Raw genomic sequence first — 16,411 nt, 5'->3', positions numbered from 1 at the left:
ACACGGGCGTTCACTCCATCTCCCGAGGGCCTCGCTACCGTGGCCCGGCCTGGGCTCACCAGGCTTATCAAGGAGTGATGTCGATGCGTACTTTCAGGAAAATGATCGTGGGTGCGGTGTTCGCCTTGACCTGCAGCGGTTCGGTTGCTGTGGCTGGGCCGATTCCGCCATGCGATCTTCCCTGTTGGAAGGCTTACCAGGCCTGTCTGTCCGGTGGCGGTGACGCGATGGAATGCCAGTACGAATACGATCGTTGCGTCATGGATCGCTGCGGCGCCGTGTAAGCAGTGGCAACGCAGGACTGATGGCGAGCCCCGTCATTGACGGGGCTCTTCTGTTTCAGTGCAACGGACGCCTGCGATCAGTGCTGGCGCGCGGCCCGCAGTGCGTTGCAGTCCCAGATCGCCATCAGCGCATCCACGGCAGCATGCAGCTCGGTGGCACGGCGCCCATCCCGGGCCTGGATGGCGATGCCCTTGAGGAACACGTCGAAGGCGGTGGCCAGCGCGGTGCAGTCGACGTCCGGGCAAAGTTCGCCCACATCACGGCCAGCCTGCACGCAGGCGGTGATGGCCTGGCTGGTCTGCCGGCGCGCCTGCTCGACCTGTGCGGCGATGTCCTCATGGCCTTCGAAACAGTTCAGGCCGGACAGTACCGCCATGCAGCCGCGCGGGCGGGTGCGCGAGGTCTGTGCGGTCACAGCGGCATGCAGGGTGCGTCGCATCGCCTCGCGTGGGCCGTCGGTGGTGTCCGCCAGCAAAGTGGCCAACTGGCCGCAGGACTGCATGTAGAGCGACAGGCATTCGCCGAACAACGCCTCCTTGGAGCCGAACGCCGCATAGAAGCTTGCAGGCGAAAGCCCTCCCAGCGCGCTGCGCAGGTCGTTGAGCGTGGTTGCCTCGTAGCCGCGTTCCCAGAACAACAGCATCGCTTGTTCCACAGCGTCGTCGCGGTCGAATTCGCGGGGGCGGCCAGTGCGCGCCATGAGTAAGCCAGGGTCAGGGGAATGACTTAAAGACTAGTCATTCCAGAATTCATTGACAAGTCAGCCGGTGGCACTCAACTTATGGAGCGTACATTCCATAACTGATGCAGGGAGTTTGAACATGATCAGCCAGTTGACCAGCGGCAACTTCGACATGGCCGTACGCAACGCGCCGGGCGTGCACGTAATCCGTTTCTGGGCCGAGTGGTGTCACCCATGCCGGGTGATGCAGCCGATGTTCGAGCAGGCAGCGGATGAGTTGAACAGACTGGTTCATTTCGCTGAGGTGAACATCGACGAATCGCCGGCGCTGGCCAACGAGTTCGGCGTGATGAGCATTCCGACCATGGTGGTGGTGCGCGATGGCAAGCCGGTGGCCCGCACCGTTGGCGCGTTGCCGAAGAGCGCGATCACCCAGCTTGCGATGAGCCATCTGGGCTGAGCACGCTTGCAGGCTCTGCACGCAGCGGCGAGGATGGGGAATCGCATCGGAGCCGCCGCACATGGCCGTCAAACGTGTTGTCGCCAACATCGCCACGGCGGAGCCGCAACGGGCTGCTGCCTTCTACGGCGAGCTGCTGGGCATGCCGGTGGTGATGGACCATGGCTGGATCGTCACCCATGGCGGCGAGGGCAGCGCGCTGGCGCAGGTCAGCTTTGCCACTGAAGGGGGATCCGGCACGGCGGTGCCGGATCTGTCGATAGAAGTGGACAATCTGCAACAGGTACTGGAGCGCATGCGCGCGGCCGGCATCCCGCTGGAATATGGCCCCGCCGATGAGCCCTGGGGTGTGCGCCGCTTCTTCGTCCGTGACCCGTTCGGGCGGTTGTTGAACATCCTCGCCCACATCTGAGCAGCAGAAAGCCCGTCAGCGACGTTTGGCACCGGTTGGTGGCACGCCGACCATGCGCAGGCAATCGTCCACCACGGCGCCGATGAAGGCTTCGGCATCCTGTGCGGGTGCGGCGATCAGGTCGTCGGTGGCGCCGTGCACGCCGGCATAGATCAACGAGGCGGTGACTTTGGGCGCTGGAAGCTGCCACAGAGCTGCGGCATTGCCTGCTTCGAGGATGCCCAGCAGTTGCTGCTGGATCGCATTGCGTTCGGCGTTGCCACGCTGGTGGTGGTGATGGTTGGCGTACACCACATCGTGCAGCGCGTGGGTGCGCACGTAGAGCTCGATATTGGCGCGGATCCAGGCACGCAGGCGCGCCACGCCATCGCGGGTCGGGTACTGCTGCACGGCGCGGTCGACGTCTTCCATGAAACGCTGAGTGTAGCGCTGCGCCAGTGCCTGCAGAATCTCGGTGCGCGAGGCGAAATAGGTATAGAAGGTGCCCTTGGCAACGTCCGCTGCGGCGACGATGTCGCTGATGGTGGTGGCATCCACTCCCTTTGACAGGAACAGCGCCTGCGCGGCGTCCATCAGTTCTTCCTGGCGGGTTTCCGCAGGTTTGGTGCGTGGCCTGGCGACAGCTGGGGTCTGCATGTGGGAGGGATCCGGGTGCGACGGGAGCCATTCTAGCTGGCCTGTGGCACCGACTGACCGTCAGTCATTGACCGACGGTCAGTCAGTGGCTAGGATGCGCACACATCCTTCCCCCGGGAGCCGTACATGCGACGTTTCCAGCGGCCGGCCCTGGTGCTGGCGGCCTACCTCGGCACATTCCTCGCCTCGCTGGACATCAGCATCGTCAACGTCGCCCTGCCGACCCTGCAGCAGGCGTTGAATACCGACATGGCCGGCCTGCAGTGGGTGATCAATGCGTATGCGATCGCGTTGTCGGCGCTGATGCTGTCGGCGGGGCCGCTCGGGGACCGTTACGGTCATCGGCGGATGTGGCTGCTCAGCGTCGCCACCTTCACGCTGGGGTCGCTGCTGTGCGCCTGTGCCGGCAATCTTGCGACCCTGGTAGCCGGGCGTGCAGTGCAGGGCATCGCGGGCGCTTTGTTGATTCCCGCCGCAATGCCGATCCTCAGCCACGCGTTTCCCGACGCGCGCCAACGTGCACGTGCGATCGGTGGCTGGTCGGCGTTCAGTGCGCTGGCCCTGGTGCTTGGCCCGCTTCTGGGCGGCGTGCTGGTACAGCGCGTCGGATGGCCCAGCATCTTCCTGATCAACCTGCCGCTGGGCCTGCTCGCGCTGGCGCTGGGCGCCTGGGGAATTCCCGAGCGGCGGCATCCAGAGCATGCCGCGCTGGATCCTACCGGGCAGCTGCTCAGCATGGTCGCGCTGGGTGCGCTGAGCTATGGCCTGATCGCGATCGGCGCGCATGGCCTGCTTGCCCCGGTGACGCTGCTGGCGCTGGGCGTGGCAGCTGCCGGGTTGATCCTGTTCGGCATCGTCGAACGCCGGGTGGCACGCCCATTGCTGCCGCTGGACCTGTTTGCCGACCGCCGCTTCGGCATGTTCAACCTGGCCTCGTTCGTCCTGGGCTTCACTGCCTATGCCAGCCTGTTCTTCCTGTCGCTGTTCTTCCAGCAGGCGCAGGGGCACAACGCTGCGCTGGCAGGCTCCCAGTTGGCCCCGCAGTTCCTGTTGATGGGTGCCGTCTCGCTGTTGTTCGGGCGTCTGGTCGCCCACCTCGGGCTGCACGCCGCGCTGGTGCTGGGCTATGCCCTGGCCGGGGCGGCGCTGTGCGCGATGGCCACGTTCGAACCGGCTACTTCGCACGCCTATTCCAGTGCTGTGCTGGTGCTGCTTGGCATTGGAATGGGGCTGGCAGTGCCGGCGACCGGCATGGCGGTCATGGCCAGCGCGCCGGTCGAGCGCGCGGGTATTGCCTCAGCCACGATGAACGCGTTACGTCAGGCAGGCATGAGCCTGGGCATAGCGCTGCTGGGCAGCCTGATGGGCCAGCGCGCCGTGCAGCAGTTCGCCGCGTCCGCGCAGGCGGCCGGGCAGCGGGAGCTGGCGGCACAGGCGCGCGAACTGATCCTGCAACCGGGCTCGATGCACGCCACGCCGCAGATGCTGACGTGGTATCGCAGTGCGATGGCCAGTGGTTTCGGATGGGCGATGGCTGTGGCCGGTGCGCTGGCCCTGCTTGCGGCGCTCGGGCTGTATCGGCAGCGCGCACCGGCCTGACGCGCTGCATTCAGCCCTGCTGGCGTTGCGGACCCGCTGCCGTGCGTTCGATCTCCTGAGACTGTTGTTGCTGCTGGCGCGCATTGGCGTGGCGAGCGTGTCCACCTTCACGACCGATCTCGGCCATGTGCTGGCGGTTGCGGCTGATCGCCTCGCCGCCTTTGCGGCCTGCGACACGTGCCTCGGCCGGACTGAATTCATGCGCGTTCCCGGAGGCATGTGCGGCGCGCCCGCCCTTGGCAGCGATCGCGCGCTGCTTTTCCTGGTCCATTGATGCGAAACCCCGGTTGGAGCTGCGCGGGTTCTGCTCAGTCATGTGAAATCTCCTGCGGTGTGGGCGTCGCCTTCGTAGACGACGGCATCCATGCTTGGCCATCGCACGCTAAGTCCAGGTCGCCATCTTCGCCCCGGTTTTCACGCGCCCTGCGCACGGGGCTGATCAGGCAGCCATTCAGGCGGGCGCTGCCTTCGCTGCCGCCAGTGCCATGCCACTGACCACCGACGCGATCGTCTCTACGTCTGCCAAGGGAGCTCCCTGGTTCAGTCGCGCCTGCAGAGCCCCATGGGAGACGGCGAAGACGATCGCTTGGCCGAGCAGGGCGTGGGTACGCAGCACCGTCTCGGCGCTGGATGGTTCGCTGCCGCGCAGGCACGCTACGCACGCGGCCAACGTGGTGTGCAGGGGTTCGAACAGCGTACGGTGGGCACTGGCGAACGCCGCCGTCGGTTGGATCTGTTCGCGCGCCAACAGCAGCGTGCGTGGACCCGCATCCGGCGCCGACAGCAAGGCATGGACGAATGCCCGCATCAACTGCTGCAGCTGCTGCGCGGCCTGCCGCGCGCCGTTGGGTGGCGTTGCCGGCAGCGGCAATCGCTCGGCAATGGCTTGAGCGCAGCGCTGCAGTACGGCGGCATACAGTTCCTGCTTGCCACCGAAGTGATAGGGAATGGCTGACTGGCTGCAGCCGGCCATGTCCACCAGCTGGCGGGTACGCACCCCCTCCACGCCGAACGCGCTGAACAGCTGCAGCCCCGCGTGCAGCAGTCGGGCTCGGGTCTGCCCGCTGCGCGTCTCGGCCGCGCGCCGTCGTGCCGGCGTCTGCAGATGGGCGATGAACTCAGGCATCGGCCTGCATCAGCCGTGTCGAGTTTTCATTGAGCGCGGTACCCGCGTCAGCGCCGACGATGACCGTACCGCCGATGTTGGCCATGTGCCGGCCGAATGCACAGTTCGGTTCGAAGGCGAAGCACATGCCGGCCTGAAGGGGCAGTTCGCGCCCGACAGTCGGCAGCGGCGCGATGTGCGCATAGCGCGCGGCCTCCGGCAGCGCTTCGATGCCCGGTGCACGGCCGAAGCCAATCGGTCCATAGGGGTTGAGGCTGTGGACCAACGGGTGCACGTGCCAGCCACCCGCCTCCAGCAGGGGCGCTTCCATCGCGTCGACGACATCGCCGAAGGTATTGCCCACGCGCAGTGCGGACAGGCCTGCTTCGTAGCTGCTGCGTGCGACGGCAGCGGCGCGATGGATGTCGTCGTGCACCTCGCCAATGGCAACCGCGGCCTGATGCTGGGTTTCCATCAGCCCGTACAGTGCGAAGATCTCCGACAACACCAGATCACCATCGCGCAGAATGCGCGGCGGCTGCGCACGATACTGCCAGGCGGGTGGTCCCCAGCCCACATACTCGGGACCCGAGCCGAGCAACACCTCGGCGGTATAGCCCCCCAGCGAGAAACAGGTGGCGGTCACTGCGGCAACCAGTTCGGCTTCCGAAACACCGGGGCGAGCAGTGGCACGCAGCGCCTCGCTCATGGATTCACCGATCCAGGCGGCATGCGCAATCAGCGCCAGTTCCTCCTGGCTCTTTACCGAGGCGCGCTGGAAGAACGCACGATATACCGGTACGAATTCCGCGTTCGGCACCGCCGCCTGCATGCCCTGCAGGGTGCGCGCGGGCATCGCGCCGTCGAAGTAGAACGGTGGATAGGGCTCCAGCCCCAGCACGCCGATACGTGCCGTGTGCAGGCCACATTGCTGCAGCCAGCGGCCAACCTCCAGACCGGATTTTCCAACCCACAGCTGTTCGGGTGCGATCCACTGCAGGTCGCCGCGCAGGCAGGCCTGCAGGTGGTCGGCAATCATCAGCGAGGCAAAGGTGAACACCCGTGGCGGCTGGTCGCCGACGAACACCACGATCGAGCCGGGCCGGTCATTGGTGAAGTAGCAGTCCGGCGAGAACCCGGCCGGTGCGGCGGCTTCCCGGTCGCCATGCACAACCAGGGCATCGAGGCGTTCACTGGCCATGAGGTCGCGGGCCAGGGCCCAGCGGCGGTCGCGTTCCATCAGGCTGAGCGGTGCGGGCGGCGTGCGCATGAGGAGTATTCCAGGGGAAGGAGCGCGCAGGCTCGATCACGAAGTTGAATGAATCAACCGCTTGAATCGGCATTGCACGTGCGCTGCTGCGGGGGCAGCTGAAGTCGGCGATTGCGCAGCGTTGTCGATGATCATGATGGGGCCACCGTCGCTGTTGATAGGATGCGCAACAACGCCACTCGCCTGGCCACGACAGGGAAGTAGAACATGAACAGGATTGGATTGATCGCAGTGCTGGCCTGTACCGCTCCGGTCCATGCAGCCAGCCCCGTGTTGTCCGGCAGCTTCGTCCACGTTGGCTACTCGGGCAGCGACGAACAACTGCCGGCCGCGCAGTTGCCGCTGTTCCTGGATGAACTGCAGGACCTGGGCAACGACACGATCATCCTCGGTCAGGTGCGTGCCACCCGTGCCGGCGTGGGCTGCGCCAGCGGCGTGCAGGATTTCGAATGGATTGCCGGCTTTCCCGGCAAGCTCGGCACCGTGCTCGATGCGGCGGCCGCGCGCGGCATGAAGGTCGTGGTCGGCACCACCTACAGCTCGGGGCAGTGCGCCACCTTCTGGCAGGGGCAGAACGCAACGGCCGTGGCACAGGATGCCGCGCAGTCGCTGGCCCAGCTGAGCCAGCAGTACGGATCGCATCCGGCGTTCGCTGGCTGGTACATCACCGACGAGCCAGCACAGGTGCCGGCTGATCGCGCGCCGTTCTACCGTGCGATCGTGACGGCGCTCAAAGGCAGTACACCCTCGCGGCCGGTGATGGTGGCCCCCTACCTGGCGTCATCCAGCGTGGATCCGGCCAGCGTGGGCCGGGCTGCTGCACAGTTCCGTACGGCCACCGGCGTGGATGTGCAGATCTGGCAGGACGGCATCGGCGCCGCCTCGCATGCACGCCTGTTCCAGTGGGATCGCCCGGGTCATTCCACCGAGGCGTATTACGAAGCGCTGTCGGCGGCGCTGGGGGCCAGCGGCCTGTGGGCCGACATCGAACTGTTCAACCATGGCAGTCCTTTGTTCCTGGAAACCGGCAACGGATTGTCCGGTGCCTATCGCTCCGCGTCGGTGCAGCGCATCAACCAGCAGTTGTGGAGCGCGCGTTCGGCCGGCAAGCGCGTTGCCTGGCTCAACCAGTACCACATGTCCGAGGTGGTCGGCCCCGGCCAGGGCTATGCCGAATCGTCGCGGATGATGAATACCTATCGCGGGCTGTATGGGCTCGGCGCGTCCTACCTCGTCGATCCGGTGCAGACCACCTACAGCTACAGCGTGGCGCCGGATGCAAACTATCCCGACAGCACCGGGCATGAACTGTTCGATCGCCGGGTGGGGGATCCGCGCAACCCGATGGATGCCGGCTGGGTAGGCGTGCATGGCAACGCCAGCATCACCATCGACCTGGGCCAGCGCCGGCGGGTGGACTGGATCGGCCTGCATACGATGACCCGCCCGGCGTGGGGCATCGTCACGCCGACAGCTGTGGAGGTGATGTGTGCCGAGCCGGGCGCCGCTGCGGTGAAGATCGGTGTGCTGTCGGCGCCATTCACCCAGGCCGGACTGAGCGGTTCGACCGAAGAGGAATACGTGCTGGGCAACGCCGCGCCACTGGCCGCGCAGTGCCGCACGCTGGAGCTGCGGTTGGCCAATGGCAGCTGGACGTTCCTCAGTGAAATCGAGATGGCGGCCGAGCAGTAAGCGCCTCAGCGTTGGGGCGTGCCACGCAGTCGCTGCGCGAACGGCCGCTGTTCAAGCGCCTGCAGTGCCTCGCGCAGCACCTGCTCCAATGACTGTCCAAGATCGGCATCGAGGCTGCGCGCCGCGCGTGCCGTGGCCTGCCACTGCGCCTGCAGCGCCGGCAACGCCTGCAACGCGCGCGGGCTCAGCTGCAGGATGCGCTCGCGGCTGTCTTCACCGACCGCAGCGTGCAGCCAGCCGTCGCGCACCATTGCTGAAACCGTCTGGCTGAGCGCCGAATGGCTGAGCCCGCAGGCCAGTGCGAGATCCTTGATGCGGCAGGGTCCCTGCGCCATCAGCGTGCGCAGCACCGGGGTGTAGCGCGGCCGGTAGTCCAGCTTCAGGTCGCGGTAGGCCTGCTCGACCGCCGGGTCGAGCTGGTCGAGCAGGGCCCGCAGCAGTGTTCCCAGGGCGGCATGTTGGAGATCCATGGTGGTGATGATATATAAGCGCTTATATATCATCAACATGGGGTGCGGTCATGGCGGTTTCGTGGATGCTGGGTGCGCTGCTGGCGGCGTCCTGCCCGGCCCAGGAGGCGGTGCTGCAGGCGGCGGCCATGGCGATACAGGCGCAGTACCTGGACGTGGCCGAAGGCGCGCGCATTGCCGAGGCCGTGCGCGGCTGGTCCACCCAGCAGCGCTATGTGGACAGCTGCGCGGACCCCAAGGCGTTCAGCGCACGCTTGAACCAGGATCTGGACGTGTTCGATGGCCACTTCCATGTCGAGCGGGTGGATGCCCGCGCCGGCCAGGACGACTGGCTGATGGCCTGGCGCGCGGATGCGCGCAGCAATGGTGCGGGCGTGCGCGAGGTGCGGGTGCTGGAAGGCAACATCGGTTACCTGCGCCTGAGCACCTTCTATCCGCTCGATCTGGCCCGGCCGAAGCTGACCGCGGCCTTCACCCTGCTGGCCGACACCGATGGCCTGGTGCTGGACCTGCGCCAGAACGGTGGTGGCGATGACGGCAGTGCGGACCTGCTGGTGCGGACCCTGCTGGCGGCGGAAATCACCCAGGTGCAGTCACTGCAACGCCGTGGCCTGCGCAGTCCAGTACCGTTGCCACCGGCGAGCCTGGGGCTGTACCTGAAGCCGCTGGTGGTGCTGATCGACCGCCGCACCGGGTCGGCCGCCGAATTCGTCGCGTACTCGCTGCAGGCGCAGGGGCGGGCACGTGTCGTTGGTAGTCGAAGTGGCGGCGCGGCACATATGTTCGATGATCCTGTGCTGCTGCCGGATGGCTATCAGATCAGCATTCCCGACCGGCAGCCGATCAACCTCCGTACCGGAACCAACTGGGAACGCACCGGCGTCACACCTGACGCAGCAGGCGGTGACGATCCGCTGTTCGTCGCCCGCCAGCTGCTGGCCCGATCGGTATCGCCAGAATGAACGCACAATTGCAACCACGCCCTATCGCAGGCGACATGCAGCGTGCCTAGAATCGATGCATCCCGGTAGTTCCCGGGCGCTTCGAGTGAATGGACTCAATGAAGATTCTGTTGACCGGCAGTTCCGGGCGGATCGGGCGTGCGATCTTCGGCGCGCTGGCGGCGGCCCACGAAGTGGTGGGGCTGGATCGCAGCCCATTCGCCACCACCCGCATCATTGCCGATGTCACCGATCGTCAGGCCGTGATCCGGGCAGTGCAGGGCGTCGACGCGGTGATCCATACCGCCGCCCTGCACGCACCCCATGTCGGCCTGGTGCCGGATGCGGTATTCCAGCAGATCAATGTGGAGGCGACCGCACACCTGTTGCAGGCTGCCCGCGAGGCCGGTGCACGCCGCTTCGTGCTGACCAGCACCACGGCGCTGTATGGCCATGCGGTGGTGGCGGGCGGTTGCCGCTGGATCGATGAAGATACCGAGCCGCTGCCACGCACCATCTACCATCGCAGCAAGCTGCAGGCCGAGGCGTTGGCTGAAGCCGCTGCGGCGCCGGGCTTCAGCGTACGCGTGCTGCGCATGGCCCGCTGTTTCCCCGAGCCACCGGAGCGGATGGCGATGTTCCGCCTGCACCGCGGCATCGACGCGCGCGACGTGGCCAGCGCACATGCCGCGCTGCTGCACGATGAGGGTGCTGCCTTCGCACGCTACATTGCCTGCGCACCGACGCCGTTCCTGCGTGAGGATTGCCTGGAACTGGCGACCCAGCCGCGCAGGGTGCTGGCCCGCCGCGCCCCGCAGTTGCTGGCCGAGTTCGAGCGCCGTGGCTGGCCGCTGCCGCTGAGCATTGACCGCGTCTACGACAGTGCACTGATGCGCAGCACATTGGGCTGGCAGCCGCGCTTCGGCCCGGACGACGTGCTGCAGCAGTACGCGGTTGGCAGCATCGAGGTGCTGCCGCGGGCCGAATGGATCAAGGACCGCGTGGCCGAATAGGGCGGCAGCGGGGCGGGTTCCTGACCCGACCCTGAGCAGGTTCAGGAATGTGCAGATGGACCGCCTCAACCTCGTTCGCAGGCGGCCGCTAACCCGGTGCGCTTCCAGCGCCGGGCGTGTCCCGGCGGCCGGTGGCCTGCGCGACGGATCGCGCACCTGCGCGGTGCCCTCGCGGTGCCGGTCGTCCTGAACTGCCTTGCGGATCCTTCCATGCCTTCTCCCCGTTCCGCCGCTGCCCGCCGCCCGGGCAGCATCGCCCACAAGCTGATGCTGGGCACCGCTGCGATCGCGCTGCTGTGCTTCGGCCTGACTGCGTTCCTGATCTACCGCCAGGCCAGCGCCAGCCTGATCGACGCCTCGCGCCAGACCATGGCCAGCGAAGCCACCGCCGAAGCCCGCCAGGTCGCGGCCGATCTGGGCACCGCCTTTGCCAGCAACGACGCCATGGTCGAGGCCGTGCTCGCCCAGCGCGCGCGCGGCGATGTTCCGGACCGTGCCAGCCTGGCTGCTGTGCTGGGGGAGCAGCTGCGCACCCACCCCGAGTGGCTGGGCAAGAGCACCATGTGGGAGGCCGACGCCTTCGATGGCAAGGATGCCGAGTACGTCAACACTGAAGCGCACGATGCCACCGGTCGTTACATGAGCTACTGGGCCTGGCACGATGGCAGGCCGCAGCAGTCGACGATGACCGACTACACCGAGACGGCCAGTGGCTCCGGTGACTGGTACATGGTGCCCAGCCGCGACAAGCTGGCGAAGGTAAGCGAGCCCTATGCCTACGACATCGGTGGCCAGCAGGTGCTGATGAGCACGTTGAGCACGCCGATCATCGAAAACGGCCGGTTCCTCGGTGTATTCACTGTGGACTTCTCGCTGGCGGCGCTGCAGAAGCACCTGGCCACGCTGAAGCCGATGGGCGCCGGGCGCGTCGAACTGCTCTCGCCGAATGGCGTGGTGCTGGCCTCGGCCAATGCCGCCGAAATCGGCAAGCCACGTGGCGACGCATTGACCCGCAGCATGCTGGCAGACATCGCCGCCGACCGCCGGTTCGAAGCCTTCACTCCGGATGCCGCCGGCAACGTGCGCGTATACGTGCCGCTGCGTGTGGGCGATGCGCCGCAGCGCTTTGCACTGGGTGTGGTGATGCCGCACGCGGTGATCGTGGCCGAGGCGCGCCAGCTGCTGTGGCTGACCCTGCTGGTTGGTGTGGTGGCCGCGCTGACGCTGAGTGCCGGTGTCTATGTGCTGCTGCGCCGGTTGGCGATCCGCCCACTGGCCGAAGCCGTGCGCGTGGCCGGCGACGTCGCCGCGGGCAAGCTGGACAGCACCCTGCCGGCACGCAGCAACGACGAAGTGGGCCGCCTGCTGGACGCGATGCAGGGCATGCGGGGGCAGCTGCAGTCGGTGATGGCGGCGCAGGCGGAAATGGCGCGTCGCCATGACGCCGGTGAAATCAGCTACCGCATGGACGCCACGGCGTTCCCGGGTGAGTACGGTCGGATGGTGGCTGACAGCAACCAGCTGGTGGCCTCCAGCAACGCCGTCACCCAGCGCCTGGTCGACGTGATGCAACGCTATGCGGTGGGTGACCTGAGCGTGGACATGGAAGCGCTGCCGGGCGAGAAGGCAGTGTTCACCGCTGCAATGGCCACCACCAAGAGCAACCTGGCGGCGATCAACGATCAGATCCAGCAGCTGGCCGCTGCCGCCGCCGCCGGCGATTTTGCGGTGCGCGGCGACACGCTGCGTTTCGACCACGACTTCCGCCGCATGGTGGAAACCCTCAACACCATGATGCAGGTCAGCGACCACAACCTGGCCGAGCTGTCGACACTGCTGCGCGCGATTGCCGCAGGCGACCTCAGCGCGCGCATGCAGGGCGACTTCCACGGCGTGTTCGCGGTGATGCGCGACGATGCCAACAGCACCGTGCAGCAGCTGACCCAGATCGTTGGCCAGATCCAGCAGTCGGCGGCCAGCATCCGCCTGGCGGCGGGTGAGATTGCCGCGGGCAACAGTGACCTGTCGCGCCGCACCGAGCAGCAGGCGGCGAACCTGGAAGAGACCGCGGCCTCGATGGAAGAGCTGACCTCCACGGTGCGCCAGAATGCCGACCACGCGCTGCAGGCCAACACCCTGGCCGGCTCCGCAGCGGGCGTGGCCAGCGAAGGCGGGCAGGTGGTCAGCCAGGTGGTGCAGACCATGGAACAGATCGAGGCCTCCTCGCAGCGCATTGCCGAGATCATTTCGGTAATCGATGGCATCGCGTTCCAGACCAACATCCTGGCGTTGAACGCGGCGGTGGAAGCGGCGCGTGCCGGCGAACAGGGCCGCGGATTCGCCGTGGTCGCCAGCGAAGTGCGTGCGCTGGCCCAGCGCTCGGCAGCTGCGGCCAAGGAGATCAAGGAGCTGATCGACGCTTCGGTGGCGCAGGTCGGCGCCGGTGCACAGCTGGTGCACGGCGCGGGCCGCACCATGCAGGAAATCGTCGGCCAGGTCGGTCGAGTGAACGAGATCATGGCCGAGATCTCGGCAGCCTCGCGCGAGCAGTCGGCGGGCATCGAGCAGGTCAACCAGACCGTGGTGCAGATGGACGAGACCACCCAGCAGAACGCCGCGCTGGTGGAAGAAGCCAGTGCCGCTGCGCGCGCAATGGAAGAACAGGCCGAGCAGCTGGCGGTGGCGGTCTCGCGCTTCCGCCTGCAGGCCGAGCCGGTGGCTACGGTCCGCCGCGCGGCCTGATCCTGTTGCGCGCACATGAAGACGCCCGGCCAAGGCCGGGCGTCTTCATTTCTGCTTGATGCTATGCCAGGCCGGAGTGCGGCGGCAGCATCGCGTCAGAACATGCCTTCGAAGGGATTCCAGCTGGCTTTGCCCTTCACCTGCTCCAGGTAGTAGCTGTAGTTGGTGCTGGCGGCAACCAGGAAGTTCATGGCGATGAACAGCGGGCGCGCGATGATGTCCGGCAGGAACAGGGACACGATGCCCAGCACGAGGCCGATGCCGATCACCACCAGCGCCTTGCGCCACATGCCCAGAATGAACAGGTAGATGAAGCCGAAGAAGAAGGCGAAGAAGTTGATGTTGATCTTGAGGCGGTCGCCGAAGGACAGCGCCTTCCAGGCTTCCTTGAAGCGCGGCTCCTTCGGAGCGCCGTGCTGCTGGAAGAAATTGAAGCGGAACTGCCACTTCGGGCTGAAGCGGGAGAGGTCGACGGCGTTCATTGACGATTACGTCCTTGTAGGAAAACGGTTACATGATACGAGGCCGACGGTTCAGGAAACTACCCTCAACCGTCAAAAATGTGACGCGCCCGGCATGTGCAGGCCTGCGGCGGGGCGCCGCACCGTCACCCATCCGCCTTGTTTTTAGGATAGGGTGCGCAGTTCCGCTGCCGCCCCAGCTGAACCCGGGCGGCGGCGGGATGTCCATGGAGGTTGCATGACCACACCTGCTATACCGGAAAACGCACCGGGACCGGTGCTCCTGCCGACACCTGAAGTGGTGCAGGCACAACAACTGCTCGCACGCCAGCAACTGGCGGTAGCGATGGACCGTGCACGCACGGCCGCTACGCAGAACGCGGCCGCGGCCGCGCTGGAAAGCGAGTAATCCGCAACACCGCCGATCGCGCTGGCGTGCTGCCAGCGCGATCGCGGCGCGCGCAGCCGGTCAGAACCGCGCGGTCATGCTCATGAAGTAGCTGCGCCCGGCCACGAAGTAGTCGGTGGAGCCTTCCGCATACAGCTTCTTGTCGGCCAGGTTGCTGACGCCGCCGCGCAGGGTCAGTACCTCGTTGACGTTCCAGGCTGCGGTCAGGTCATACAGGGTGTAGGCCTTGAGGAAGGTCGTGGCGGTACCGGTCTGCTTGCCGGTGTACTGCGCCGACAGGCTGCTGGAAAACACCGTGTTGGGCGTCCAGTCCAGCGACGAATAGCCGGAAAACTCCGGCGTATCGATCAGGTTCCTGCCGGTGGTCAGGTTCTTGGCTTCCTTCATCCAGGTGGCCGAGGTGCGCCAGCGCCACTGCTCGCCGAAGCGGACATTGAAGTTGCCTTCCATGCCACTGGTGCGCGCGCGCTGCACGTTGCTCATGCGCGTCCACCAGATGCCGTTGAACTTGCCCAGGGGCGCGTACTCGATCTTGTTCTTGAAGTCGGTATGGAAGTAGGTCAGGCCGGCATCGAACAGGTCATTGTCGAAGCTGATGCCGATCTCTCGGTTGGTGCTGGTTTCAGGGTCCAGGTCCGGGTTGCCGGCCATGTAGCAGCCACCGCGGGTATAGCCCAGCGGGATCAGCGAGGTGCAGCCGCGGCCGCCGGACTGGGTGGCCGCGCTGGGCGAGTTCTCGGTCAGGCTGGGCGCGCGGAAGCCCTTGGAGACGCCACCGCGGATCGTCCACTGTTCGGCCGGGTGCCAGACCAGGTACGCACGCGGGCTGACGTGGCTGCCGAACTTCTCATGGTGGTCCAGGCGTGCGCCCAGGGTCAGCGCCAGCGTGCGGTGCAGCTTCAGTTCGTCCTCAACGAACAGTGCCCAGGTATCCACTTCCAGGTTGGAGCCGCTGACGGCATTGCCGGCATAGTCGATCGGCGCGCGGCCGATGGTATCGGTGTTGGTCAGTTCCTGGCGCTTCCACTGACCACCGACGGCGAACTGGTGTTCAACGCCCAGGGTGAAGGGCGTGGTCAGGCTGCCTTCGATGATCGTATCGGTCGCCTCGGAGCGGCCGGTGGCGCCGATGTCGTTCTTGTACTCGGTCCAGTACGCGCTGAGCTTCGAGTTGCCGAAGCTCCACTTGCCATCGTGGTTGAGCGCCAGCGAGCTGCGCTTGAGTTCGCTGGCACCCCAGGCGCCTTCGTCCTGCTTTTCCAGCGACGCGTCGATGAAGGCCTGCTGCACGCCGTGGCCGGCTTCCAGCGACAGTTCCTGCGCATCGCTGAGCTTCCACTGCAGCAGCGCGTCGACATTGCGGTCCTTCTCGCCGGCGTAGGCATTGCCATAGACACCACCGTTGGAGCGGTCCGAGTCGCGGCGCATGCTGTTGGCACCGATGCGCAGGCCGAAGCGCTCGCCGAGCGGGCCGGAGAACGTCGCACCGATCTGCTGGGTATCACCGCGCTTGCCATCACCCGGGCGGGTATAGCTGTGGGTGGCGCTGCCGTTCCAGTCATCACCGATGCGCTTGGTGATGATGTTGATCACGCCGCCCATGGCGTCGGAGCCGTACAGCGACGACATTGGTCCGCGCACCACCTCGATCCGTTCGATCTGGTCGGGCGAGATCCAGTTCAGATCCTGGCGGCCGAGGTCGGGACGGTAGTTGGTCGAGGCCGAGCTGCCCATGCGCTTGCCGTCCACCAGCACCAGCGTGTAATTGGACGGCATGCCACGCAGCTTGATCTTGGACTGCTCGCCGACCGCGCTGAGGCCACCGGTCACGCCCGGCACGCGGCTGAGCAGGGTGGCCAGGTCGTGCACCGGCTGGCGCTCGATGTCCTCACGGCTGATCACGCTGATGCTGGCCGGTGCATCCTTGATCCATTGCTGGTTGCCCGAGGCGGTGACCACCACGGTATCCAGATCCTTGGTGGAGGCATCGGCGCTGGCCTCTGCGGCGGCCAGGCCGGGCAGGGCCAGCAGGCAGGCGGTGGCCAGAGCGCAGGCCAAGCGGGTGCGCGGCAGGCGCGCGGAAGGGGTACGGAACGACAGGGACATGACGGCTTCCATCGGAGGAGGGGGACCCGGTGGAAGCAGCAGGCGCACGCAGACAGCAGGCAGCCCCCTTCCATGGGTCGTTGGGCGCTGGGTTGGAACCGGCGCAGCTGGGTGGGTCTCGGCCGTGC

The 16,411-nt window shown here is 66.5% G+C and carries 17 protein-coding genes; 9 read left to right on the top strand and 8 right to left on the bottom strand.

The features are described from left to right. Positions 1-83 precede the first annotated feature (83 nt). The gene (locus ACZK4Z_RS19985; protein WP_125892384.1) at positions 84-284 is read left to right on the top strand and encodes a hypothetical protein; all 201 of its coding nucleotides are present in this window, start codon (positions 84-86) and stop codon (positions 282-284) included. A gap of 77 nt (positions 285-361) precedes the next feature. Here ACZK4Z_RS19985 and ACZK4Z_RS19980 read toward each other — a convergent pair whose 3' ends face one another. Beyond that, positions 362-985, bottom strand: coding sequence for a TetR/AcrR family transcriptional regulator (locus tag ACZK4Z_RS19980; RefSeq protein ID WP_125892336.1), 624 nt, complete (start codon positions 983-985; stop codon positions 362-364). Positions 986-1,106: 121 nt separating this feature from the next. On the opposite strand from ACZK4Z_RS19980, the gene trxA reads away from it, so the two are divergent. Both trxA and ACZK4Z_RS19970 read left to right on the top strand, forming a co-directional pair. Next, on the top strand, positions 1,107-1,427 hold the full coding sequence (gene trxA / locus ACZK4Z_RS19975; protein WP_125892338.1) for a thioredoxin: 321 nt from the start codon (positions 1,107-1,109) through the stop codon (positions 1,425-1,427). 61 nt (positions 1,428-1,488) lie between these two features. Continuing rightward, a complete protein-coding gene (locus ACZK4Z_RS19970) occupies positions 1,489-1,839 on the top strand; it encodes a VOC family protein (RefSeq protein WP_478451008.1) in 351 nt (116 codons plus the stop codon). Between the two features lie 15 nt (positions 1,840-1,854). Here the strand turns inward: ACZK4Z_RS19970 and ACZK4Z_RS19965 are convergent, their stop codons facing one another. Further along, entirely contained in the window at positions 1,855-2,475 is a 621-nt protein-coding gene (locus ACZK4Z_RS19965) for a TetR/AcrR family transcriptional regulator (RefSeq protein ID WP_317217973.1), read from the bottom strand. Positions 2,476-2,601: 126 nt separating this feature from the next. On the opposite strand from ACZK4Z_RS19965, the gene ACZK4Z_RS19960 reads away from it, so the two are divergent. After that, positions 2,602-4,074 (top strand): MFS transporter, encoded by a 1,473-nt coding sequence (locus ACZK4Z_RS19960; RefSeq protein WP_478451007.1) that lies wholly within the window; start codon positions 2,602-2,604, stop codon positions 4,072-4,074. Between the two features lie 10 nt (positions 4,075-4,084). On the opposite strand, the gene ACZK4Z_RS19955 is transcribed toward ACZK4Z_RS19960, so the two are convergent. The 3 genes from ACZK4Z_RS19955 to ACZK4Z_RS19945 form a co-directional block, all read right to left on the bottom strand. Beyond that, positions 4,085-4,390 (bottom strand): KGG domain-containing protein, encoded by a 306-nt coding sequence (locus ACZK4Z_RS19955; protein WP_478451006.1) that lies wholly within the window; start codon positions 4,388-4,390, stop codon positions 4,085-4,087. Positions 4,391-4,525: 135 nt separating this feature from the next. Then, positions 4,526-5,200: a CerR family C-terminal domain-containing protein gene (locus ACZK4Z_RS19950; protein ID WP_478451005.1), complete on the bottom strand. Its 675-nt coding sequence runs from the start codon at positions 5,198-5,200 to the stop codon at positions 4,526-4,528. Beyond that, positions 5,193-6,449, bottom strand: coding sequence for a M24 family metallopeptidase (locus ACZK4Z_RS19945; RefSeq protein WP_478451004.1), 1,257 nt, complete (start codon positions 6,447-6,449; stop codon positions 5,193-5,195). Before ACZK4Z_RS19945 ends, ACZK4Z_RS19950 begins: the two co-directional genes overlap by 8 nt. Positions 6,450-6,656: 207 nt before the next feature. On the opposite strand from ACZK4Z_RS19945, the gene ACZK4Z_RS19940 reads away from it, so the two are divergent. Beyond that, positions 6,657-8,141: a DUF4434 domain-containing protein gene (locus tag ACZK4Z_RS19940; protein WP_478451003.1), complete on the top strand. Its 1,485-nt coding sequence runs from the start codon at positions 6,657-6,659 to the stop codon at positions 8,139-8,141. 5 nt (positions 8,142-8,146) lie between these two features. Here ACZK4Z_RS19940 and ACZK4Z_RS19935 read toward each other — a convergent pair whose 3' ends face one another. After that, on the bottom strand, positions 8,147-8,611 hold the full coding sequence (locus ACZK4Z_RS19935; protein ID WP_478451002.1) for a MarR family winged helix-turn-helix transcriptional regulator: 465 nt from the start codon (positions 8,609-8,611) through the stop codon (positions 8,147-8,149). A gap of 50 nt (positions 8,612-8,661) precedes the next feature. On the opposite strand from ACZK4Z_RS19935, the gene ACZK4Z_RS19930 reads away from it, so the two are divergent. The 3 genes from ACZK4Z_RS19930 to ACZK4Z_RS19920 all read left to right on the top strand — a co-directional run bounded on the left by ACZK4Z_RS19930 (position 8,662) and on the right by ACZK4Z_RS19920 (position 13,307). Further along, entirely contained in the window at positions 8,662-9,573 is a 912-nt protein-coding gene (locus ACZK4Z_RS19930) for a S41 family peptidase (RefSeq protein WP_478451001.1), read from the top strand. 98 nt (positions 9,574-9,671) lie between these two features. Beyond that, positions 9,672-10,565, top strand: a complete 894-nt coding sequence (locus ACZK4Z_RS19925) for an NAD-dependent epimerase/dehydratase family protein (protein WP_164080613.1) — start codon at positions 9,672-9,674, stop codon at positions 10,563-10,565. A gap of 210 nt (positions 10,566-10,775) precedes the next feature. Further along, positions 10,776-13,307, top strand: coding sequence for a methyl-accepting chemotaxis protein (locus ACZK4Z_RS19920; protein WP_478451000.1), 2,532 nt, complete (start codon positions 10,776-10,778; stop codon positions 13,305-13,307). A gap of 95 nt (positions 13,308-13,402) precedes the next feature. Here ACZK4Z_RS19920 and ACZK4Z_RS19915 read toward each other — a convergent pair whose 3' ends face one another. Further along, the gene (locus ACZK4Z_RS19915) at positions 13,403-13,789 is read right to left on the bottom strand and encodes a DUF2628 domain-containing protein (protein ID WP_071227807.1); all 387 of its coding nucleotides are present in this window, start codon (positions 13,787-13,789) and stop codon (positions 13,403-13,405) included. Between the two features lie 217 nt (positions 13,790-14,006). On the opposite strand from ACZK4Z_RS19915, the gene ACZK4Z_RS19910 reads away from it, so the two are divergent. Next, on the top strand, positions 14,007-14,177 hold the full coding sequence (locus ACZK4Z_RS19910; RefSeq protein WP_165929944.1) for a hypothetical protein: 171 nt from the start codon (positions 14,007-14,009) through the stop codon (positions 14,175-14,177). Positions 14,178-14,237: 60 nt separating this feature from the next. Here the strand turns inward: ACZK4Z_RS19910 and ACZK4Z_RS19905 are convergent, their stop codons facing one another. Then, positions 14,238-16,283 carry a TonB-dependent receptor domain-containing protein gene (locus ACZK4Z_RS19905; protein ID WP_164080612.1) on the bottom strand — a complete coding sequence of 682 codons (2,046 nt, stop codon included), beginning with the start codon at positions 16,281-16,283 and terminating at the stop codon, positions 14,238-14,240. Positions 16,284-16,411: the final 128 nt, after the last annotated feature.

The sequence above is a fragment of the Stenotrophomonas sp. 71799_Sma genome, assembly GCF_056482505.1.
Note: the sequence above shows the minus strand (reverse complement) of the source record. Positions and strands in the feature narration are given on the sequence as shown.